The organism is Micromonospora inyonensis (assembly GCF_900091415.1).
GTDB classification, from domain to species: Bacteria; Actinomycetota; Actinomycetes; order Mycobacteriales; family Micromonosporaceae; genus Micromonospora; species Micromonospora inyonensis.
Genome location: NZ_FMHU01000001.1, coordinates 2,801,255 through 2,821,919, shown reverse-complemented (window position 1 = coordinate 2,821,919; position 20,665 = coordinate 2,801,255). Strand labels below are relative to the sequence as shown.

The following is a 20,665-nucleotide window of genomic DNA, read 5'->3' as shown; positions in this document are numbered from 1 at the left end:
CCATGACGCGTTACGACGCGCCGACGCACTGGCAGTCCCGGTACGACCACTTCATCGGCGGCGAGTACGTCAGGCCGCACGACGGCCGGTACTTCGAGAACCCGACGCCGGTGACCGGGCAGACGTTCTGCGAGGTGGCACGGGGCACCGCCGCGGACGTCGAGAAGGCGCTCGACGCGGCGCACGGCGCGGCCGACGCGTGGGGGCGGACCCCGGTGGCCGAGCGGGCCCTGCTGCTCAACCGGATCGCCGACCGGATGCAGGAGCACCTGGAGGACCTGGCGGTCGCCGAGACCTGGGAGAACGGCAAGCCGGTCCGCGAGACCCTGGCCGCCGACATCCCGCTGGCGATCGACCACTTCCGCTACTTCGCCGGGGCGATCCGGGCGCAGGAGGGCTCCCTCGGCGAACTGGACGACGACACGGTCGCCTACCACTTCCACGAGCCGCTCGGCGTGGTCGCGCAGATCATCCCGTGGAACTTCCCGCTGCTCATGGCGACCTGGAAGCTGGCTCCGGCGCTCGCCGCCGGCAACGCGGTGGTGCTCAAGCCGGCCGAGCAGACCCCGGCGTCGATCCACTACTGGCTCTCGCTCGTGGCCGACCTGCTCCCGCCCGGCGTGCTGAACGTCGTCAACGGTTTCGGTGTCGAGGCGGGCAAGCCGCTGGCCTCCTCGCCCCGGGTGGCGAAGGTGGCGTTCACCGGGGAGACCACCACCGGCCGGCTGATCATGCAGTACGCCAGCGAGAACATCCGGCCGGTCACCCTGGAGCTGGGCGGCAAGAGCCCGAACATCTTCTTCGACGACGTCAGCGCCGCGCGGGACGACTTCTTCGACAAAGCGCTCGAAGGGTTCACCATGTTCGCCCTGAACCAGGGCGAGGTCTGCACCTGCCCGTCCCGTGCGCTGATCCAGCAGGGGCACTACGCCGACTTCCTGCCCGCCGCCTTGGAGCGGACGAAGGCCGTCCGGCAGGGCCATCCGCTGGACACCGAGACGATGATCGGGGCGCAGGCGTCCAACGACCAGCTGGAGAAGATCCTGTCGTACCTGGACATCGGCCGGAAGGAGGGCGCGAAGGTACTCACCGGCGGCGAGCGCGCCGACCTGGGCGGCGAACTGTCCGGCGGGTACTACGTGCAGCCGACGATCTTCGAGGGCGACAACTCGATGCGGATCTTCCAGGAGGAGATCTTCGGGCCGGTGGTCTCCGTGGCCCCCTTCGCCGACCTGGCCGACGCAGTCAAGATCGCCAACGACACGCTGTACGGGCTGGGCGCGGGCGTCTGGACCCGGGACATGAACACCGCGTACCGGGCGGGTCGGGCGATCCAGGCCGGCCGGGTCTGGACGAACTGCTACCACGCGTACCCGGCGCACGCCGCGTTCGGCGGTTACAAGCAGTCCGGCATCGGCCGGGAGAACCACAAGATGATGCTGGAGCACTACCAGCAGACCAAGAACCTGCTGGTCAGCTACTCCCCCAAGAAGCTCGGCTTCTTCTGATGCCCGGCGGTCCCGACGCGGTGGAGCCCGGTTCGCCGGGCACCACCGCACCGCCGGTCTCCCTCACCCCCGACGCGGGCACCGCCGCACCGCCGGTCTCCCTCACCCCTGCGGCGGCCGAACTGATCCGGTCGCTGCGGGAGCGGCACGGGCCGCTGATGTTCCACCAGTCCGGCGGCTGCTGCGACGGCAGCGCGCCGATGTGCTTTCCGGCCGGCGAGTTCCGGACCGGGGCGTCGGACGTACGGCTCGCGGCGCTGGAGGTCGAGGGGGTTCCGGAGCCGGTCGAGTTCTGGATGTCGGCGAGCCAGTGGGAGCTGTGGCGGCACACCACGTTGGCCGTGGACGTGGTGCCCGGCCGGGGCAGCGGATTCTCGCTGGAGGCCCCGGAGGGCGTCCGTTTCCTCATCCGCTCCGACCTGGCGACCTGACGCCTCCGGCTCGCCATGCCGCCCGCCGGCCGTGTCCGGTGGATCGTGGTGGCGACGCGCCCCGGGGCGGGGCCGGTCGCCACCACGATCGCCCGCGTACGGATCAGGTCTTCTCGTCACAGGCGACGCCGTTGTCGTCGCGGTCCAGACGGTACACGTCGGAACCGGTCACCTTGACCGTGCCGGTGATCCAGGCCGGGCCGTCGCCCCGCCCGGCGCAGTCGACGTCCTCGGCGACCGGCACGCACCCGCCGTAGTTCGGATCGCACGCCGCCGTGGTGGACGTGCCCACCGCCACCACCTGCGTCACCGGGGCCCGGGTGACCGTCGAGCGGAGCAGCCGCTTGTCGGTCGGCTCGCCGTCGACCCGGGTCACCTCGTAGGTCAGTGTCTTCACGCCGGCGACCCCTCGGATCCGGACCACCTGCTGCCCCTCGGGCAGGGCCGGGTCGTCCACGATCTGCACCGGGTAGGGGATCCGGGCCGTCTCGGTGACCTGCTTCGTCTCCACGTTCCCCGACGGGGACGGGCTCCCGGCTGTCGGCGGGACGGGCGACAGGGCGTCCGGGTCGGCCCACTCCGCCTGCGACCCGTCCGCCACCGGTGACCCGCCGGGGCGGAAACCGAACAGCGCGCCGACCACCGTCAACTCCGCGCCGCAGGCGAGCACGAAGGTGAGCATCCCGGCGAGGAGCGCCACCGTGGTCCGGCCACCGGACCCGCCGCTGGCCGGACGCGGCCGGTCGGCGCCCTTGCGACGGGACGACCGAGACGACGTCATGAAGAAAGTTTCGATCGCATCGCACGCGGTGGCAATGGCCAACCGGAACGGACGCGCACCGCTCCTCGGCGTCCGGCGCGAGCGGTTGGGGTGGTTGCAGGGGGCCCTTCCTCGACAGAAAGCGGTAGCAGGGGACCCCTGCTACCGCCTAACGGAAGAGCGCACGAACGGAGCGGGTGCGGACGGTGCTCGCCAGGACGAGCAGCAGGGCGACCGCGAACATGGCGGTCCCGACCACGTTGACCTGTGGCGGGATGCCCCGCTGGGCGGCGCCCCACACGTACATCGGAAAGGTGACCGTGGTCCCGGCGTTGAAGTTGGTGACGATGAAGTCGTCGAAGGAGAGGGAGAAGGCGAGCAGCGCGGCGGCGACGATCCCGGGCAGCGCCAACGGCAGGGTGACCCGGCGGAAGGTCTGCCACTCGCTGGCGTAGAGGTCCATCGCCGCCTCCTCCAGCCGCCGGTCCATCCCGGCGAGCCGCGCCTTGACGGTCACCACCACGAAGGACAGGCAGAACATGACGTGGGCGATGACGACGGTCCAGAAGCCCTGCGGCACGCCGGCCGAGACGAAGAGGGCGAGCAGGGACGTCCCCATCACCAGTTCGGGGGTGGCCATCGGCAGGAAGACCAGCACGTCGACCGTGGACCGGCCACGGAACCGGTGCCGGGCCAGGGCGAACGCCATCAGCGTGCCGAGGACGGTGGCGGCCACCGTGGCGAGGAAGCCGATCTGCACGCTGCGGACCACCGCGTCGCACATCTCGACGCTGGCGCACGGGTTACGCCAGTTGTCGAGGGTGAACTCCTGGAAGTCGTAGGAGAGGCGGCTCGCCGGTCGGTTCAGCGACAGGGCGGCCACCACGACGACCGGCAGGAGCAGGTAGCCGAGGACGAGCAGGGCCACGCCGACCACCCAGCGGTCGGCCAGCCAGCGACTCGCGCTCACCGGAGCCGACCTTCGATCGCGACTGCGGGCTCCGCTGCGCTGCACTCCTCGCGCTTCACCAGGAGTCCCCGGTGCGGCGCAGGTAGGTGAAGACCACCGCGAGGACGGCCGCCATCAGTAGGAACGACAGCGCGGCGCCCTGCGGGTAGTCCAGCCGGACCAGGAACGCCGAGTCGATCACGTTGCCGATCATGTACTCGTTCGGCGTGCCGAGCAGCTCGGCGTTGATGTAGTCGCCGCTGGCCGGGATGAAGAACAGCAGCGTCCCGGCGGTCAGACCGGGCATGGACAGCGGCAGCACCACCCGGCGGAACGCCTGCACCGGGCCGGCGTACAGGTCACTCGCCGCCTCCAGCAGCCGGGGGTCGAGCCGCTCCAGGCTCGCGTACAGCGGCAGCACCAGGAAGGGCAGGAAGTTGTACGTCAGCCCGAGCACCACCGCGAACGGCGTGGCCAGCAGTCGCCCGTCGACGTCGAGGAGGCCGACGTCGCGCAGCAGCCCGACCAGGGGACCGTGGTCCGACAGGATGGTCTTCCAGGCCAGCGTACGGACCAGGAAGTTGGTGAACATCGGGGCGACCACGCACACCAGCAGGACGTTGCGCCAGCGTCCCGCCTTCCGGGCGATCGTGTACGCCAGCGGATAGCCGAGCAGCAGGGCCAGCGCGCACGCGGCCCCGGCGTAGCCGAACGAGCGGCCGAACTGCGGCCAGTAGGCCGCCACCGCGTCCGGATAGTTGCCGAAGGCCCAGGTCATCGCGTACCCGGTGGCGAGCGAGCCGGCGGGGTCGTAGAGGCTCGCGGCGGCGAGCTGGCCCAGCGGCACGACGAAGAAGACGACCAGCCAGGCCACCCCCGGCAGCAGGAGCAGGTACGGCAGCAGCCGGTGCCGCCCGGGGCGGGTCGGGGCGGCCGGGCTGGTGCCGGTGGCCGGTCCGGCACCGCCCGGCAGGTGGACGAACGCGGTCACGGACGGACCCGGTGGGCACCGGTACGACGCGGCGAGCCGGTCACCGGGACACCGCCACCGGCTCGTCACGCACCGTGCTGCTCCGCTCGGCCTCCCCGGGTACGCGGGGCAGCAGGAAGGCGTGCTCCGGCCGCCAGTACGCGACCACGGACGAGCCGACGGCGTGCCGTCCCTCGGTGCCGTTGTTGGCCGCGAAGACCGACAGTTCACCTCCCGCGCCGGTGTGGACCTGGTACTGGGTGCTCACCCCGACGTAGGCGGCGTCGGCCACCACCCCGGCGACGTGCTGGTGCCCGTCGGGCACCTCGTCGGCGGACGCGGCGAGGCGCAGCTTCTCCGGGCGTACCCCGAGGTGGACCGGGCCCCGGTCGGCGCGGGCGCGGGCGACGGGCACCGTGAAGCGCGCGCCGTGCGCGGTCACCGCGACCTCGCCCCGGGTCGGCCCGGCCGCCTCGGCGGCGAGCAGGTTGGACTGGCCGAGGAAGGTCGCCACGAACACGGTGGCCGGGAACTCGTAGAGGTCGGCGGGGGCACCGACCTGTTCGATCCGCCCGGCGTTCATCACCGCGACCGTGTCGGCCATCGTCATGGCCTCCTCCTGGTCGTGGGTGACGTGGACGAAGGTCGTGCCGACCTCGGTCTGGATCCGCTTCAGTTCGCCCTGCATCTGCCGGCGCAGCCTGAGGTCGAGCGCGCCGAGGGGCTCGTCGAGCAGGAGCACCTGCGGCTGGTTGATCAGGGCGCGGGCCAGAGCGACCCGCTGCTGCTGCCCGCCGGAGAGCTCGGCGGGGCGACGCCGTCCGTACCCGTCGAGCTGCACCAGGGCGAGCATCCGCTCGACCTGGGGGCGGAGGTGGCGGACACCCCGTCGGCGCAGGCCGAAGGCGACGTTCTCGGCGACGTCGAGGTGCGGGAAGAGGGCGTAGCTCTGGAAGACGGTGTTGACCGGCCGCCGGTACGGCCGCAGCCGGGTGACGTCCTCCGCACCGAGGAGGACCTGACCGGCGGTCGGTTCCTCCAGCCCGGCGATCATGCGCAGGGTGGTGGTCTTGCCGGAACCGGACGCCCCGAGCAGGGCGAAGAAGGAACCCTGCGCGACGGTGAGGGTGAGGTCGTCGACGGCGGTGACGGCACCGAACCGCTTGGTCAGGTCGACCAGCCGCAGGTCACCGACAAGTGTCCCGGTCCCCATCACGCCCCGATGACCTGCTGGAACTTCGACTCGTACGTCTTCTCCTGCTCCTCGCTGAGCGCCATGAAGACGGCTGACTTCGCGAGCATCGCGTCGTCCGGGAAGATCAGCGGGTTGGCGGCCAGCTCCGGATCGATCTTCTCCATCTCCGCCTGCGCGCCCTGCACGGGGCAGATGTAGTTGACGTGGGCGGCGAGCTTCGCGGCGACCGTCGGCTGGTAGTAGTAGTTGATCAGTGCTTCGGCGTTGGCCCGGTGGGTGGCCTTGTTGGGCACCAGCAGGTCGTCGGAGTAGAGGATGGCGCCGGAGTCCGGCACGACGAACCGGATCTTGTCGTTGTCGAAGCCGAGCTGGATGATGTCGCCGGACCAGCCGATGCAGGCGGCGATGTCACCCCGGGCGAGTTCCGGGGCGTAGTCGTTGCCGGTGAACCGGCGGATCTGCCCGCTGTCCACCGCCCGCTTCAGCGTGGCGAGGGCGTCGTCGAACTGCGCCTCGGTGAAGTTCGTCGGGTCGTGCCCCTTGGCCTGGAGCAGCAGTCCGATCGTGTCGCGCATCTCGCTGAGCGCGGTGACCCGGCCCTTGAGGTCGGGGCGGGTCAGCAGCTCGTCGAGGGTCCGGATCTCCCGGGTGACGCCGCCGTTGTAGGCGAGCCCGGCGAGGCCGGTCTGCCACGGCACGGCGAGCCGGTTCTCCGGGTCGAACGAGCGCCCCTTGAGCGACGGCAGCAGGTTCGCCTGGACGTTGGGCAGCTTCGCCGGGTCGAGCTTCTGGATCCAGCCGAGCCGGATCATCCGGGCGGCCATCCAGTCGGTCAGCACGATGAGGTCCCGGTCGATGCTCTGGCAGCCGGCGAGCTGGTTGCGCACCTTGCCGAAGAACTCGTTGTTGTCGTTGATGTCCTCGGTGTAGGTGACCTGGATCCCGGTCTCGGTCTGGAACGCGTCCAGGGTCGGTCGCTTCGACTCGTCGGCGGCGTCGACGTCCAGGTACTGCGGCCAGTTGGAGAAAATCAACTTCTTCTCACTGGCGGAGCGGTCCTCGCTGACACAGCCCTCATCGGCCTGCCGCGCCGCCTCGGTGCCGCAGCCGGCGAGGGCACCGCCTCCGGCGAGCAGCGCGGCCGAGCCGAGCGCACCGGAGAGCAGGTCACGCCGGGAGACCGTCCGGGGGTGACTACGCATGTGACGGCTCCTTGGGGTCGTCGTCGGCGAGGGGCGAGGGTGACCACCGTCCACCGGGAGGAAGTCCGCGATGACCAACCGCCAACAGGATAGTTCCGGCCCCGCGCGGCGGATCTCCGCCGTCCGCCGGGCCCGTCTGCGGGCTCCGCCGGCTCCACGACGCCGCCCCCTCGGCGTCCGTACGCCGGTGCCGGGGCGCGGGCAGAGGACGGCGCGCGGGAAGGACGGTGCGCGGGGAGAGGGTGGGTCAGTGGGTGGGCGGAATGACGCGGAGGTGGCCCCGGCGCCCGGTCTGGGGCGTCTGGGGCTGGTCCTGGCGCGAGGGCTCCTGCGGCGGGCGGGGCGCGGGGCGCGCGGCCTCGCGGACCGCCTCGGCGAGGGCCACCAGGTCGTCGGTGGTGGGCGGGGGTGGTTCGAACTCACCCTCGTGCCGGACGACGTCCCAGCCCCGGGGGGCGGTGAGGTTCCGGGCGTGCGGCTCGCAGAGGTCGTACGTGTGCGGCTCGGCGAAGGCCGCGAGCGGACCGACGACGGCGGTCGACTCGTTGTAGACATAGGTCAATGTGGCGACCGCTTGCCGGGGGCAGCCGTTTCTGGAGCAGCGCCGTGGTGACCTCACGGCGGCAGGGTATCTCCATTACCGGGTCCGCCGCACTGGTTCACGGTGCGACACGCCCGTCACCGAGATCACAATTCGGCCGCCGGGGACGCCGACGACGGGAGAGATCGCCGCACAACGGGCGCGACACACCCGGGCCGGCGCTCCCGGGAGTGCCGGAGCGGCAGGCCAGCGGGGATGGGGACTACCCTTGCCCCATGACCAGTCCGGAACACCGCCGCCCCGGCTCCGGTCGGCGGGTGCACCGCGACCGGCACGGCCGCGGTCTGCGCGGGCGGCTGGTCCCGGCGACCGTCCCGCTGGCGCGGACGAAGGCGGAGGTCTTCGACGACCTCGTGCTCGATACGGTGGAGACGTTGGAGCGCCGCTTCGCCAAGGAACTGGCCGGGGTCGAGTTCGCCGTCGAGGACGTGCCCCCGGATCTCAACGTCTACGACTCGGACGTGCTGGAGGACGGGGGGGTACCCCTCGCCCGACTGCTGCCGGGGCGTCCCGGCCGGCAGGAGATCCCGCCGCGGATCGTGCTCTACCGACGTCCCCTGGAGTTCCGCGCGATGGACCGGGAGGATCTCGCCGATCTGGTCCACGATGTCATCATCGAGCAGGTCGCGAATCTGCTCGGGGTCGACCCCGACGAACTGGCCTGAGTGGTCGACTCGCCGGTCCACCGGGGGCCGGACCGGGCGGCCCCCACCGCCCGGCACGGAAATCGTCAGGCCACCCGCCGCTTGAGCTTGCGGCGCTCCCGCTCGGAGAGCCCACCCCAGATCCCGAACCGCTCGTCGTGACCGAGCGCGTACTCCAGGCACTCCGTCTTGACCTCGCATCGGGAACAGATCCGCTTCGCCTCGCGGGTCGAGCCGCCCTTCTCGGGGAAGAACGCCTCCGGATCGGTCTGCGAGCACAGCGCCCGCTCCTGCCACTCCGGCGCGTTTCCGAGCAGGTCGGCCACCTCAAGCTGGCCGTCCATCGCATGCCTCCTTGTCGCGCACCGGCGTCATCGCCGCTGCAACCCCCACGCGGAAAGGCGCGTTTGTCCCTCCGGTACCGATTTGCCGCGCTCGGTGTAGACAACCCCATTCAAATTACACGCGTGTAATGCGTGCGCCGTCAAGCCGAACTTGATATTGGAGTCGCCCTCCCGACACGCTCCGGACGGCCATCCGCGCCGCCCGACCCCGCAACCTGCCCTATCGATTCAGACCCCTGAGGAGTAACGCCCTCTCCGGCGAGTTGGCCGAGATTTCTCCCGTGGCGCTCCACCGTCCGGCCCGGACCGCACCGCCGACGAGGACGGTCGGAGAACCCGTACCAAGATCAGCGATCTTGGTGGGGCACAGGTTAACGCGACTTCCGCGACACCGCCCGTCGAGCCCCGGCCGGCACTCACCCGGAGCCCACCATGTGGACGGATACCCCGGGCCAGCGCCGCACCCGACAGCACGAGTTCCCTGCTGATGGCGACCGCTTTCCCGGCCCAACCCGGGCCGGGCCACGCTGGCGTGAGACGTGTTTCGTCCCGCCAAACGGTACGGCCTTCCGGAGAGCGGCCGACAGCGGACCGTCCCGCCGGGAACACCGTCGTTCGGAACTCCCGTCGAGTACGGATGACGAGGCGCACGGCCTCCCCGGCATCCCCTTCCCGGCGGTGCCGTAACCGTCGCCGGCCCGGGAGGGTTCACCAGTCAGGACGGTCGACCGTAGGCCGTGCTCCGCCGCCGGGCCGGGCGACCCGCCGCGGCGGCGATGGCGCGTAACTGTTCCTCGGTACGCGCCGACCCGTTGCCGGAGCCGGCCATCCGGGAAATCGTCTCCTCCATCAACGTGCCGCCCAGGTCGTTGCAGCCACCGCGCAGCATCGTCACCGTGCCCTCGTCGCCGAGTTTCACCCAGGAGCACTGGATGTTGCCGATCCGACCGTGCAGCAGCAGCCGGGCCATCGCGTGCACCACCCGGTTCTCCCGCCAGGTGGGTCCGGGACGGGCGATGCCGGCGAGGTAGATGGGCGCGTTGGTGTGGACGAACGGCAGCGCCACGAACTCGGTGAACCCGCCGGTGCGGTCCTGCACCCCGGCCAGCACCCGGAAGTGGGCCAGCCAGTGCGCCGGGTGGTCGACGTGGCCGTACATCATCGTGGAGCTGGACCGGATGCCCAGCTCGTGGGCGGTGGTCACCACCTCGACCCAGGCGGCGGTGGGCAGTTTGCCCTTGGTGAGCACCCAGCGCACCTCGTCGTCAAGGATCTCCGCGGCGGTGCCCGGGATGGTGTCCAGACCAGCCTCGCGCAACTGCCCCAGCCAGTCCCGGATGGACACGCCCGCCTTCGCCGCGGCGGTGACCACCTCCATCGGGGAGAAGGCGTGCACGTGCATCCCCGGCACCCGTTGCTTGATCGCCCGGACCAGGTCCGGGTAGACGCTCACCGGCAGCTTCGGGTCGATGCCGCCCTGCATGCAGACCTCGGTCGCGCCGGTCGCCCATGCCTCCTCGGCCCGGTCGGCCACCTGCCCGACGGAGAGGCGGTAGGCGTCGGCATCCCGCTCACGCTGGGCGAACGCACAGAACCGGCAGCCCACGTAGCAGACGTTCGAGAAGTTGATGTTGCGGTTGACCACGTAGGTCACGTCGTCGCCGACGGTGTCGCGGCGCACGTCGTCGGCGAGCCGGCAGAGCGCGTCCAGCGCCGCGCCGTCCGCCGCGAACAGCGCCAGCGCCGCGTCGGCGTGCCGGGGGTCCAGCAGCGCCGCCGGATCGTCGGCGGCCAACCGCAGTCCGGTACGCAGGTCCGCGTCGCCGCCTGCGGCGGTGACCGCCGCGGTGACCCGGGTGGCGACCTGCGCCCAGTCGCCGTAGACGCTGTCGAAGTCGCCCCGCCGGTCGCCGGTCCGGCCGGTGGTGTCGATGGTGGCGTGCAGGTCGACCCGCCCGCCGTTGGTCTCCTCCGGCTCCTGCCACGGTCGGCCCACGGGGCGGGCCGCCTCGACGGCGAGCCCGGTCTCCGGGTCGGCGAGGGCGGTCACGTGCGGCAGCAGGCGCGGATCCAGCCACGGGTCACCGGCCCGGACGTACTCCGGGTAGACCGTCAACCGCTCGCGCAACGTGAACCCGGCGGCGGCGGTGTGCTTGGCCAGCTCGTCGAGCTGCGGCCAGGGGCGCTCCGGGTTGACGTGGTCCGGGGTCACCGGGGAGACCCCGCCCCAGTCGTCGATGCCGGCCCGCAGCAGCAGGTCGTACTCGCCGGCGATGAGGTTCGGCGGAGCCTGGATCCGGGTCTTCGGGCCGAGCAGCACCCGGGCCACCGCCACCGTGGCGGCGAGGTCGTGCAGCTCCGCGTCGGGCATGCCGCGCATCGCGGTGTCCGGCTTGGCGCGGAAGTTCTGCACGATCACCTCCTGGAGGTGGCCGTACTCGCGGTGCGCCCTCCGGATCGCGAAGAGCGCGTCCACCCGCTCGGCGAGGGTCTCGCCGATGCCGATCAGGATGCCGGTGGTGAACGGGACCCCGACCCGCCCGGCGTCGTCGAGCACCCGCAGCCGCACCGCCGGCTCCTTGTCCGGCGAGCCGAAGTGCGGGCCCCCGGGCTCCGACCAGAGCCGGGTGGCGGTGGTCTCCAGCATCATGCCCATGCTCGGCGCGACCGGCTTGAGCCGTTGCAGCTCCGACCAGGAGAGCACGCCCGGGTTCAGGTGCGGCAGCAGCCCGGTCTCCTCGAGCACCGCCACCGCGCAGGCCCGCAGGTAGTCCAGGGTGGAGTCGTAGCCACGCTCGTCCAGCCAACGCCGGGCCGCCGGCCAACGCTCCTCGGGCCGGTCGCCGAGGGTGAACAGGGCCTCCTTGCAGCCCTGCGCCGCGCCCTCGCGGGCGATCGCGAGCACCTCGTCCCGGTCGAGGAAGGCCGCCGGGAGCCGGTGCGGGACGGTGGCGAAGGTGCAGTAGTGGCAGCGGTCCCGGCAGAGCCGGGTCAACGGGACGAAGACCTTCTTGGAGAAGGTGACCACACCGGGACGGCCGGCCTCGCGCAGCCCGGCGTCGCGGAGGCCGGCGGCGACGGCGAACAGTTCCGCCAGGGCGTCGCCGCGAGCGGTCAGCAGTGCGACCGCCTCGTCGACGTCCAGCGCCCGGCCGGTCGACGCGCGGCGCAGGGCTCGATGCACGCCCGTCCCGGTCATCGTGGGCGCGGTGGCCGACCCGCCGGCCGTCCTGTCCGCCCCGCCGGTCGCGCCCGCCTCGGTGTCCTCCCGCATTCCACAACCCTATCCCGGTGCGCTCCCCCGGCCGCGCCGTCCTCCCCCGCCGCGTCGCACCGGTCGACCCGGCCCCGAAAGAGGTCCGGGGCCGGTCGACGTCCGGTGGGACGTGGGCCGGCCCCGACCGGGCCGCAACAGCGGGAGGTGCGTCAGGTCAAACCGGGGGTCAGCGGGCCTCGGACCCGGGGTCGCGCGGAACGGCCTGGGTGCGGTCACTGTCCGCGCCCGGCGCGACGACCTGGGTACGGTCGCTGTCCGCGCCCGACCCGACGACCTGGGTACGGTCGCTGTCCGCGCCCGACCCGACGACCTGGGTACGGTCGCTGTCCGCGCCCGACCCGACGACCTGGGTACGGTCGCTGTCGTCCCCCGTCGCCGGGGCCGGGGTGGACTCGGTCGCCTGACGCGGAATCGCCTGCGTCGGGTCGGCCGACGGTGGCTGCCCGAAGGGAGGCGCGGACGGGGTGCCACCGGCCGGGGCCGGAGGGGGGTTGCCCACCGGCGCGGCACCGTACGACGGGGTCGCGCCGCCGAAGGGCGGCGGGGTGCCCGGCTGACCGAACGGCGGAGCCGACTGCGGCGCGGTGCCGAACGGCGGAGCCGACTGCGGCGCGCTGCCGAACGGCGGAGCGGACTGGGGGTTCGGCTGGCCGTACGGCGGGGCCGGGTAGCCGGGCTGGGCACCGTACTGACCGGGCTGCGTGCCGTACTGGCCGGGCTGGGCCGGGTAGGTCGGGTAGCCCTGCTGCTGTTGCTGCTGCGGCCAGCCCGGCTGGGGCTGCCCGTACACGCCCGGCTGCGGCTTCGGCTTGGGGACGTGGTACTGCGCCCGCCACACCTTGTGCACCACGACCGCGGCGACCGCGAGCACCGCCAGGAAGGCGACCGACTCCAGCAGGAGCAGGAAGGCGTTGCCGACCTCGCCCTCGGCGAGCTGGCCGATCACGCCGATCAGGAAGGCCAGTACGCCGAGCAGGGCGCTCACCGCGTACTCGACCAGGGCGATCTGGGTGATCTGCTTGGCCTTCGGCACCGCCGGCTGGACGTGGGTGGCGAGCAGGAACGCCAGCACCGGCAGGACGATCGCCTCGACGCCGAGGAAGGTGTGGACGGCGCCCACCGCGCGGCCGGTCAGGGTGCTGTACTCCGACATCGGCACCAGCAGCCGGATCAACCCGACGAAGAGCAGCACTGCGTTCGCGCCGAGGAGCACGAGGGCGACGAGTTCGCGGAGTGGTTTGGTGTGCTGGGCGGCCTGCGGCGCGTCGGGAGGCGACGCGGGCTCGGCGGGGCTGGTCAAGGGGCTCCCCCTCTTCGGGCGATGTCGGACAGGTGCGACGTGAGCCTAGTCTCTCCGGACCAGGCCCGATCGACGACGTCACGTGCGCGAAGATGGTCGACATGCGCATCGTGGTTCTGGCCGGTGGCATCGGGGGGGCCCGATTCCTGCTCGGCGTCCGGGCGTACGCCCGTGAGGTGGATGCCGAGGTGACCGCCGTGGTCAACGTCGGCGACGACCTCTACCTGCACGGGCTCAAGATCTGCCCGGATCTGGACAGCGTGCTCTACACCCTCGGTGGGGGCGCGGACCCCCAGCGCGGCTGGGGGCGGGCCGACGAGACCTGGACGGTGAAGACGGAACTCGCCGCGTACGGAGCGGAGCCGACCTGGTTCGGCCTCGGAGACCGGGACATCGCCACGCACCTGGTCCGCACCAACATGGTCAACGGCGGGTACCCGCTCTCCGCCGTCACCGCGGCGCTGGCCACCCGCTGGCAGCCGGGCGTACGCCTGCTGCCGGCGACCGACGACCGCCTGGAGACCCACGCGGTGGTCGACCTCGACGGCGGCCAACAGGCGGTCCACTTCCAGGAGTGGTGGGTGCGGTATCGGGCCGAGATCCCCACACACCGGTTCGTCTTCGTCGGCGCGGAGAGCGCGAAGCCGGCGCCCGGGGTCCTCGACGCGCTCGGTGCGGCCGACCTGGTGCTGGTCGCGCCGAGCAACCCGGTGGTGAGCATCGCACCGGTCCTGGCGGTACCGGGGCTGCGGGAGGCGGTGGCCGCCACCCCCGGACGGGTGGTCGGGGTCTCGCCGATCATCGGTGGCGCGCCGGTGCGCGGGATGGCCGACCGCTGTCTGGCCGTGCTCGACGTGGAGTGCAGCGCCGCCGGGGTGGGTCGCCTCTACGGCGGGCGACGCTCCGGCGGGCTGCTGGACGGCTGGCTGGTCGCCCCGGAGGACGGGGGCGCGACGGTTCCGGAGGTTGCGGTGCGGGCGGTGCCGTTGTGGATGACCGACGAGGCGACGACGGCGGAGATGGTCCGCGCCGCCGTGGAGTTGGCGGGGCTGGCATGAGGTTGGAGATCCTGCCGGTGCTCGGGATCGGCGACGTGACCGCCGGCGACGACCTGGCCGCGTTGATCGCGACCGCCGCGCCGTGGTTGCGCGACGGCGACGTCCTCGTGGTGACCAGCAAGATCGTCTCGAAGGCGGAGGGCCGGCTGGTCGACGTCCCGGCGGACGGGCCGGAGCGGCTCGCCGCCCGGGACGAGGTGCTCGCCGCCGAGACCGCCCGGGTGGTGGCGACCCGGGGAGCCACCCGGATCGTGCAGACGCACCATGGGTTCGTGATGGCCTCGGCCGGCATCGACGCGTCCAACGTGGAGAAGACCCGGCTGGTGCTGCTCCCCGAGGACCCGGACGCCTCAGCCCGCGCGCTGCGCGCGGCCCTGCGGGAGCGGTACGACGTGGACGTCGCGGTGATCGTCAGCGACACCATGGGTCGCCCCTGGCGCAACGGCCTGACCGACGTGGCACTCGGTGTCGCCGGTCTGCCCGCCATCCGCGACCACCGGGGCGAGATCGACCCGTACGGCAACGAGCTGCACCTCACCCAGATGGCGGTGGTCGACGAGCTGGCCGGCGCGGGTGAGCTGATCAAGGGCAAGTGCGACCAGGTGCCGGTGGCGGTGGTGCGTGGCTACCTCACCGGCGGGGGCGCGGCGGACGGGCCGGGCGCACGGGCGCTGGTCCGGGACGCCGAGCAGGACCTCTTCGCGCTCGGTACGGCCGAGGCGAGGGTCGCCGGTATGCTCGCCGCCGCCACGCTGGCCGACGGCCCCGGCCCGGAGCCGGCCGACCCGGCCGCGGTGCGCCGGGCGATCGACGCGGTGGCCGACTCGCTCGCGCCCGGCACGGTCTTCACCCTGGTCACCGACGAGGAGGCGCGCGCCGTGCTGACGGCCGCCGTCCCCGGCTGGCCGGCGTCGGCGACCGGACTGGTCCTCGGCGAGGCGGCTCCCCCGGTCAGCCAGCCGGACCTGGTGCGGTTCGGCGCCGACACGCAGCGGCTGCGGGTCGCGCTGGCCGCCCACGGGGTGCCGTCGCTGCTGCTGCCGCCCCCGGCCGACAGCACCGCCAGCGCCGCCCTGGCGATCTGAGGCCCACCACCGCAACCCACCACCGCACCGCGACGCACTCCCAGCGCGCCCCGCCCCGGCGGGCGGGCGGGTGCGGCTCAGCCGTCGAGCACGGCGCGGCCGAGCGGGGTCAGCGTGTGCAGGACCGTGTTGCGGTCCCGGTGGCTGACCAGCAGACCGGCATTGCGCAGCACGGTGGTGTGCTGGCTGACCGCGGCCGGGGAGATGTCCAGGCGTCGGGCCACCTCGCCGGTGGTCAGCCCGGCGTCGCTGGCCTCCAGCACCGCCGCCCGGGTCCGGCCGAGCAGGGCGGCGAGCGCCGTCCGGCCGTCGCCACCGCTCGGTCCGGTCGCCGGGACGAGCGCGCCGAGCCGGTCCACCGGGTAGACCAGCACCGGCGGCCGGGTCGGGTCGAAGAGGGCGACCGGGGTCCGGGCACAGAAGAAGGAAGGCACCAGCAGCAGCCCGCGCCCGTCGAGGTGCAGCTCCCGGCTGGCCGGGTAGTCGGGCACCTCCAGCACCCCGGACTCCCAGCGCATCGCCGGGCGCAGGCTCTCCAGCAGCCCCTCCGCGCCACCGTCGAGCATGGCCCGGGCCCGGCGGGTACGGTCGGCCTCCACCGCCGCCTGGATCCGGCTCCAGTACGGGCGCAGCGCCAACGACCGGTACCGCTGCAACGAGTCGGCGAGGTGGTGCAACGCCTCCGGCTCACCCCGGGCCAGCGCGGCGGCCGGGGCGGGTAGCTCCCGTCCGCCCGCCAGCGTGGTCAGGTCCCGCCGGAGCAGTTCCGGCGAGGTGGCCCGGAGCGCGTCCAGCCCGGCCTCGAACCCGTCGACGCTCTGGTACGGCGTCAGGAAGTCGGGAAAGTAGCCCCTCGGTGGGTTGAGGGCGAGCAGCAGACGCAGCCGGTCGGCGTCCTCTTCCCGGCGCAACCGGGCGGCGACGGTACGCCGCCACCCGTTGACCAGCGGGTCGGCATGGCGCTCCTGCAACAGGTGCAGGCTGAGGACCAGCTCCCACAGCGGGTCCGCCGAGGGCGCCACCCGGGTCCGGAGGACGTCCTCGCGGGAGAAGTGAATTGTCAGCATCACCAGCGCTCCCGTGGACGCCGGACAGCGCTCACCGCCCGGCGAACGTCTGCACAGTACCGGCCGTGATCTCGGCTTTTAAGTGTGAGCTGAAAAGCATCGACGTCCGGTAACCACTTCGGCATGCTGGTGTGCGGCCGGGCGACGGCACGAGGGTCTGCGGCCATCGCGTCCGCAGGGACGTCGCCCGGCCCCAGGGCTCATCCACGCTCCCAGAGCGCTACCCGGTGGTCCTCGTCCGTGACGTAGAAGCACCGGCCGTCCGTCTCGGCGATCCCCTCCACGTGGTGGAACGGGGCCAGGTCGGCGACGAGTTCGCCAGGGATCAGGTGGTGGGGCTCCACCGGCAGCCGGAACCGGACGTGCCGTGAGGTCACCTCGCCGCCGTGCGGGTAGTCGTCGAGCAGCACCGACCCTTTGCCGAGCGCGTCGATGGAGCCGATCACCGCCGTGTAGCCGCCGTCGCCGGTCGGGGCGATCGCCCGGAAGCCGGTGAGCACCCCGGGCGGGGTCACCCCGGTCAGCGCGTACGCCCGCACCGCCCGGGGCCAGGCCCGGGGCTCGGCGAACATCTCCGCCACCCCGGTCACCTCGACCAGGATCGGCTCGCCGTCGGTGGTGACCGGGAAACGGAGCCCGAGCAGGACGGAGCCGGTCGGGGTGAAGGTGGCGCCCTCGACGTTCAGCGGCAGGTCACCCTCGGCCAGCCGGCTCACCCAACGCTTGGCCCGGGAGGCGCCCCGGGCCAGGGTCTCCACGATGAACCGGGTGCGGACCTGCTCCCCCGGCGGCAGGGTGGTCAGGTCGGCGGCGGCGAGCGCGTCGTTGAGCACCCGGTGCAGCCGGAAAGAGTTGCGGACCACCCGCACCGGCAGCGGGGCGTCGGGGGTCGCGTCGTCCTCGCGGAACCGGGCGACGAAGGCCCGGCGGGGACGCAGCGGTCCGCCCTTGGAGCCGAAGTGCGAGCCGAAGACGTAGACCCAGCCGTCGTGGTGGGCCAGGGCCTCACCGTCCTCGGTGCGACGGTTCTCCGCTCCGGCGTCGGCGCGTACGTGCTCGGCGGTCCACTCACCGTCCTCCCGCTCCAGCAGCAGGGCCAGACACTCCTCCACCGGCCCCTCGTCCAGCACGGTCCAGAAGCCCCGGCGTGCCCCGTACCGGCGCAGCAGCGCGGCGGAGCGGACCGGCAGCAGATCGCTCGCCTCGTTACCGGCGACGACGAATTCCAGCAGCTCAAGTGTCACCCGGCCAGGGTAGAGACCGGGTGCTCGTAGAGTGTCCGGATGCCCGACGCCCGTGACGACACCACCGCCCCGCGCACCGACCCGACGCCGTCCGGCGACACCGTCGCCGCGCTGCACGCCGACACCACCGCGGTGCTGACCCGCTGGGAGCCGACCAGCCCGGCCGCCGCCGAGGCCCGCGACCGTACGCTCGCACTGCTCGCCGCCGGGCCGGTGGCGGTGACCCGGGCGCACCGCCCCGGTCACGTCACCGCGAGCGTGCTGATCGTCGACGCCACCGGCGAGCGGCTGCTGTTCTGCCTGCACGGCAAGTTCAAGCAGTGGGTGCAGCTCGGCGGGCACTGCGAGCCGACCGACCGGACGCTGGCCGGCGCCGCCCTGCGTGAGGCGACCGAGGAGTCCGGCATCGCCGGCCTGCGGATCGACCCCGTCCCGATCGACGTGGACATCCACCCGGTGCCCTGCCAGGGCGGCTCGTTCCACCACGACGTCCGGTTCGCGGTCCTCGCCCCGCCGGGCGCGGTGGAACGGGTCAGCGACGAGTCCGACGCGCTGGGCTGGTTCCCCCCGGACCGGTTGCCCACCCCCCGGCTCGGCGGGGTCGACCAGCTCCTCGCCCCGGGACTGGCCGCGCTCAGACGTGGCCTTCTTCGCCCCGCTCCTTGAGGTCGTCGACAAGCTTCTTGACGTCCTGGGCCCGGTCGCGGGGGCAGACCAGCACGGCGTCGTGGGTGTCCACCACGATGAGGTCCCGGACGCCGAGCGCGGCGACGAGCCGGCCGGACTGGGCCACCACCACCAGGTCGTCGCTGTCGTGCAGCAGTACGCCCGGCTTGGTGTCGCCGCCGAGCACCACGTTGCCCCGCTCGTCGGCGGGGAGCACCTCGCCGAGCGTGTGGAAGTCGCCGACGTCGTTCCACCCGAAGTCGCCGGGGACGGTGGCGACCCGCCCGGCGGTGGCCGCGCCCTCCATCACCGCGTAGTCGACGGAGATCTTCGGCAGGGTCGGCCAGACCGTGCCGAGCACGTCGTCCTGCTCGGGGGTGCCCCAGGCAGCGGCGATGGCGGTGATCCCGGCGTGCAGGGCCGGCTGCTGCCGGGCCAGCTCGGCGAGGAAGACGTCCACCCGCCAGACGAACATGCTCGCGTTCCACAGGTGCCGGCCGGAGCGCAGGTACGCCTCGGCCACCGCGACCTCCGGCTTCTCCTTGAACTCGACGACCGGGCGCAGCGGCCCGCCGTCGACCGGGTCGCCGGTCTCCAGGTAGCCGTAGCCGGTCTCCGCCCGGGTGGGGGTGATGCCGACCGTCATGAGCAGGCCGCGCTCCGCGCCGCGTACCGCCTCGCGGACCGTGTCCGCCCAGCGGTCCGGCTGCCCGATCAGGTGGTCGGCCGCGAACGATCCCATCACCGCCTCCGGGTCGCGCGCCGCGATCACGGCAGCGGCGAGCGCGATGGCCGCGCACGAGTCCCGGGGCGAGGGCTCCACCAGGATGTTCTCCTCCGGCAGGCCGGTGAGCTGCCGGGCCACCGCCGCGACATGCGCGGCTCCGGTGACCACGAGGGTCCGCTCGGCTGTGGTGAGCGGCGTGAGCCGGTCCACGGTGGCCTGGAGCAGTGACCGGGTGGAACCGGTGAGCGGGTGGAGGAACTTGGGATGCCCGGCACGGGACAGCGGCCACAACCTCGTGCCGCTGCCTCCCGCCGGAATGACGGCGTAGAGCATCAGCACATCATGCCCGAACCGTCACGGGACGGACGCCTGCCGCACCGACCCGGTCGTCCGCACAGAAAGGGCGGACCGGTCAGGACCGGGCCCGGGTCCACGCCGCGATGTGCACCTCGGCGCTGGACTCCCAGGTGAACTCCTTGGCCCGGTCGAAGCCGGCCTTGGCCAGCGCCAACCGGCGGGACTCGTCGTCGAGCAGGGCGGCCAGGTCGGTGGCGATCTGGTCCGGGTCCTCGCTGGTGTAGGCGACCGCGTCGCCGCCCACCTCCGGCAGGGAGAGCCGGGGCGTGGTCAGCACCGGGGCGGCGCAGGCCATCGCCTCCAGGATCGGCAGGCCGAAGCCCTCACCGTACGAGGGGTAGGCGGCGACCAGCGCCCCGCCGAGGAAGCCGGGCAGGTCGGCGTAGCGCAGGTAGCCGGGGCGGAGCAGGCGCAGGTGCGCCGGGACCTCGGCCACCGCGCGGTCGATGTCGTCGTCGTGCCCCTGGCCGCCGGCCACCACCAGGGCCGGTGGGTCGGTCCGGTCGGCCACCGCCCGGGCCCAGCCCCGGATCAGATTGGGTACGTTCTTGCGCGGCTCCTTCGCGCCGAGGAAGGCGACGTAGCTGCTGGAGCCGAGGCCGAGCCGGGCGCGGACCCGGGCCTTCTCCTCGTCGCTCGGGGCGTGGAAGGCCGCGTGGTCGACACCGTGGTACGCCACGTCGATCCGGGTCGGGTCGGCGTCGAGGAGGCGGATCAGCTCGTCGCGGGTCGCCTTGCTCGGCACGATCACCCGGCTGGCACGCCGCAGCGACGTCTTGATCGCACTGCGGAAGAAGGTGCGCCGGGACTTGTCGTAGTGCTCCGGCTCGGTGAAGAACGTCGCGTCGTGCAGGGTGACCGTGACCGGGCAGCCGGCCCGCAGCGGGCAGGTGTAGAAGGGCGAGTGCAACACCTGCGCGCCGACCTGCTGGGCCAACATCGGCAGGCCGGTCTGCTCCCAGGCGAGCCGGGCCGGCCGGTGGGCCACCGCGGCCGGCGCGGGGATGACCTCGGCACCCGGCAGCATCCGGGCGTAGCGCTCCTGGTCGGTGCGGAGACTCACCACGGCCAGGTCCACCCCCGAACCGGTGACCTTGCCGAGGGCTCCGAGCAGACCATCGACGTATCTACCGACGCCCCCACGGTCGGCGGGGACACTCGTGGCGTCGATGAGCACGCGGGGCGGGCGACCGGCGGTCACGGGGCAACTCCTTTGTGGGGAACAACACTCGGTGCATCTGTGGGAAACAACACTCGGTGCAAGCCTACGCCGCCTGCCG

Annotated in this window: 19 protein-coding genes; 6 read left to right on the top strand and 13 right to left on the bottom strand. The window is 72.8% G+C overall.

Going from position 1 to position 20,665, the window contains the following annotated elements; genetic code table 11:
• The first annotated feature begins 2 nt into the window (after positions 1-2).
• Together adh and GA0074694_RS12765 are read left to right on the top strand one after the other, a co-directional pair.
• The gene (gene adh, locus GA0074694_RS12770; RefSeq protein WP_091457481.1) at positions 3-1,508 is read left to right on the top strand and encodes an aldehyde dehydrogenase; all 1,506 of its coding nucleotides are present in this window, start codon (positions 3-5) and stop codon (positions 1,506-1,508) included.
• Complete coding sequence (locus tag GA0074694_RS12765; protein ID WP_091457477.1) at positions 1,508-1,939, top strand: DUF779 domain-containing protein; 432 nt, start codon at positions 1,508-1,510, stop codon at positions 1,937-1,939. The genes adh and GA0074694_RS12765 overlap by 1 nt, the downstream gene beginning before the upstream one ends.
• Before the next feature lie 103 nt (positions 1,940-2,042).
• Here GA0074694_RS12765 and GA0074694_RS12760 read toward each other — a convergent pair whose 3' ends face one another.
• From GA0074694_RS12760 to GA0074694_RS12735, 6 genes are all read right to left on the bottom strand, one after another.
• Positions 2,043-2,720 (bottom strand): G5 domain-containing protein, encoded by a 678-nt coding sequence (locus GA0074694_RS12760; RefSeq protein ID WP_091457474.1) that lies wholly within the window; start codon positions 2,718-2,720, stop codon positions 2,043-2,045.
• A gap of 148 nt (positions 2,721-2,868) precedes the next feature.
• Entirely contained in the window at positions 2,869-3,669 is an 801-nt protein-coding gene (locus GA0074694_RS12755) for an ABC transporter permease (RefSeq protein ID WP_091457470.1), read from the bottom strand.
• 55 nt (positions 3,670-3,724) lie between these two features.
• On the bottom strand, positions 3,725-4,639 hold the full coding sequence (locus GA0074694_RS12750) for an ABC transporter permease (RefSeq protein WP_176737886.1): 915 nt from the start codon (positions 4,637-4,639) through the stop codon (positions 3,725-3,727).
• A 40-nt stretch (positions 4,640-4,679) separates the two neighbouring features.
• Positions 4,680-5,834: an ABC transporter ATP-binding protein gene (locus tag GA0074694_RS12745; protein ID WP_425413594.1), complete on the bottom strand. Its 1,155-nt coding sequence runs from the start codon at positions 5,832-5,834 to the stop codon at positions 4,680-4,682.
• Entirely contained in the window at positions 5,831-7,015 is a 1,185-nt protein-coding gene (locus tag GA0074694_RS12740; protein ID WP_091457464.1) for a polyamine ABC transporter substrate-binding protein, read from the bottom strand. Before GA0074694_RS12740 ends, GA0074694_RS12745 begins: the two co-directional genes overlap by 4 nt.
• A 247-nt stretch (positions 7,016-7,262) precedes the next feature.
• Positions 7,263-7,634, bottom strand: coding sequence for a DUF3499 domain-containing protein (locus GA0074694_RS12735; protein WP_091457460.1), 372 nt, complete (start codon positions 7,632-7,634; stop codon positions 7,263-7,265).
• 197 nt (positions 7,635-7,831) lie between these two features.
• Here GA0074694_RS12735 and GA0074694_RS12730 point away from each other — a divergent pair, with 197 nt between their 5' ends.
• Positions 7,832-8,281, top strand: coding sequence for a metallopeptidase family protein (locus GA0074694_RS12730; protein WP_091457457.1), 450 nt, complete (start codon positions 7,832-7,834; stop codon positions 8,279-8,281).
• A gap of 65 nt (positions 8,282-8,346) precedes the next feature.
• On the opposite strand, the gene GA0074694_RS12725 is transcribed toward GA0074694_RS12730, so the two are convergent.
• The 3 genes from GA0074694_RS12725 to GA0074694_RS12715 all read right to left on the bottom strand — a co-directional run bounded on the left by GA0074694_RS12725 (position 8,347) and on the right by GA0074694_RS12715 (position 13,181).
• The gene (locus GA0074694_RS12725) at positions 8,347-8,604 is read right to left on the bottom strand and encodes a WhiB family transcriptional regulator (RefSeq protein ID WP_088980572.1); all 258 of its coding nucleotides are present in this window, start codon (positions 8,602-8,604) and stop codon (positions 8,347-8,349) included.
• Positions 8,605-9,319: 715 nt separating this feature from the next.
• The gene (locus GA0074694_RS12720; RefSeq protein ID WP_425413593.1) at positions 9,320-11,878 is read right to left on the bottom strand and encodes a bifunctional FO biosynthesis protein CofGH; all 2,559 of its coding nucleotides are present in this window, start codon (positions 11,876-11,878) and stop codon (positions 9,320-9,322) included.
• 169 nt (positions 11,879-12,047) lie between these two features.
• Positions 12,048-13,181 carry a hypothetical protein gene (locus tag GA0074694_RS12715; RefSeq protein ID WP_245714662.1) on the bottom strand — a complete coding sequence of 378 codons (1,134 nt, stop codon included), beginning with the start codon at positions 13,179-13,181 and terminating at the stop codon, positions 12,048-12,050.
• A 101-nt stretch (positions 13,182-13,282) separates the two neighbouring features.
• On the opposite strand from GA0074694_RS12715, the gene cofD reads away from it, so the two are divergent.
• Positions 13,283-14,239: a 2-phospho-L-lactate transferase gene (gene cofD, locus GA0074694_RS12710; RefSeq protein ID WP_091459067.1), complete on the top strand. Its 957-nt coding sequence runs from the start codon at positions 13,283-13,285 to the stop codon at positions 14,237-14,239.
• Positions 14,236-15,324: a coenzyme F420-0:L-glutamate ligase gene (locus GA0074694_RS12705; RefSeq protein ID WP_091457454.1), complete on the top strand. Its 1,089-nt coding sequence runs from the start codon at positions 14,236-14,238 to the stop codon at positions 15,322-15,324. Before cofD ends, GA0074694_RS12705 begins: the two co-directional genes overlap by 4 nt.
• Before the next feature lie 77 nt (positions 15,325-15,401).
• On the opposite strand, the gene GA0074694_RS12700 is transcribed toward GA0074694_RS12705, so the two are convergent.
• On the bottom strand, positions 15,402-16,391 hold the full coding sequence (locus tag GA0074694_RS12700; RefSeq protein ID WP_091459070.1) for an ArsR/SmtB family transcription factor: 990 nt from the start codon (positions 16,389-16,391) through the stop codon (positions 15,402-15,404).
• 200 nt (positions 16,392-16,591) lie between these two features.
• Positions 16,592-17,635 carry a hypothetical protein gene (locus GA0074694_RS12695; protein ID WP_091457451.1) on the bottom strand — a complete coding sequence of 348 codons (1,044 nt, stop codon included), beginning with the start codon at positions 17,633-17,635 and terminating at the stop codon, positions 16,592-16,594.
• Positions 17,636-17,674: 39 nt separating this feature from the next.
• Here GA0074694_RS12695 and GA0074694_RS12690 point away from each other — a divergent pair, with 39 nt between their 5' ends.
• Positions 17,675-18,301, top strand: a complete 627-nt coding sequence (locus GA0074694_RS12690; RefSeq protein ID WP_091457447.1) for an NUDIX hydrolase — start codon at positions 17,675-17,677, stop codon at positions 18,299-18,301.
• On the opposite strand, the gene GA0074694_RS12685 is transcribed toward GA0074694_RS12690, so the two are convergent.
• Complete coding sequence (locus GA0074694_RS12685) at positions 18,270-19,361, bottom strand: mannose-1-phosphate guanylyltransferase (RefSeq protein ID WP_091459065.1); 1,092 nt, start codon at positions 19,359-19,361, stop codon at positions 18,270-18,272. The genes GA0074694_RS12690 and GA0074694_RS12685 overlap by 32 nt on opposite strands.
• Before the next feature lie 79 nt (positions 19,362-19,440).
• Positions 19,441-20,586 (bottom strand): glycosyltransferase family 4 protein, encoded by a 1,146-nt coding sequence (locus GA0074694_RS12680; protein WP_091457443.1) that lies wholly within the window; start codon positions 20,584-20,586, stop codon positions 19,441-19,443.
• Positions 20,587-20,665: the final 79 nt, after the last annotated feature.

Coding starts and splice junctions, on each gene's coding strand:
- adh (WP_091457481.1), top strand. CDS start 3: ATGACGCGTTACGACGCGCCGACGCACTGGCAGTCCCGGTACGACCAC.
- GA0074694_RS12765 (WP_091457477.1), top strand. CDS start 1,508: ATGCCCGGCGGTCCCGACGCGGTGGAGCCCGGTTCGCCGGGCACCACC.
- GA0074694_RS12760 (WP_091457474.1), bottom strand. CDS start 2,720: ATGACGTCGTCTCGGTCGTCCCGTCGCAAGGGCGCCGACCGGCCGCGT.
- GA0074694_RS12740 (WP_091457464.1), bottom strand. CDS start 7,015: ATGCGTAGTCACCCCCGGACGGTCTCCCGGCGTGACCTGCTCTCCGGT.
- GA0074694_RS12730 (WP_091457457.1), top strand. CDS start 7,832: ATGACCAGTCCGGAACACCGCCGCCCCGGCTCCGGTCGGCGGGTGCAC.
- GA0074694_RS12725 (WP_088980572.1), bottom strand. CDS start 8,604: ATGGACGGCCAGCTTGAGGTGGCCGACCTGCTCGGAAACGCGCCGGAG.
- GA0074694_RS12720 (WP_425413593.1), bottom strand. CDS start 11,878: ATGCGGGAGGACACCGAGGCGGGCGCGACCGGCGGGGCGGACAGGACG.
- cofD (WP_091459067.1), top strand. CDS start 13,283: ATGCGCATCGTGGTTCTGGCCGGTGGCATCGGGGGGGCCCGATTCCTG.
- GA0074694_RS12705 (WP_091457454.1), top strand. CDS start 14,236: ATGAGGTTGGAGATCCTGCCGGTGCTCGGGATCGGCGACGTGACCGCC.
- GA0074694_RS12700 (WP_091459070.1), bottom strand. CDS start 16,391: ATGCTGACAATTCACTTCTCCCGCGAGGACGTCCTCCGGACCCGGGTG.
- GA0074694_RS12690 (WP_091457447.1), top strand. CDS start 17,675: ATGCCCGACGCCCGTGACGACACCACCGCCCCGCGCACCGACCCGACG.
- GA0074694_RS12685 (WP_091459065.1), bottom strand. CDS start 19,361: ATGCTCTACGCCGTCATTCCGGCGGGAGGCAGCGGCACGAGGTTGTGG.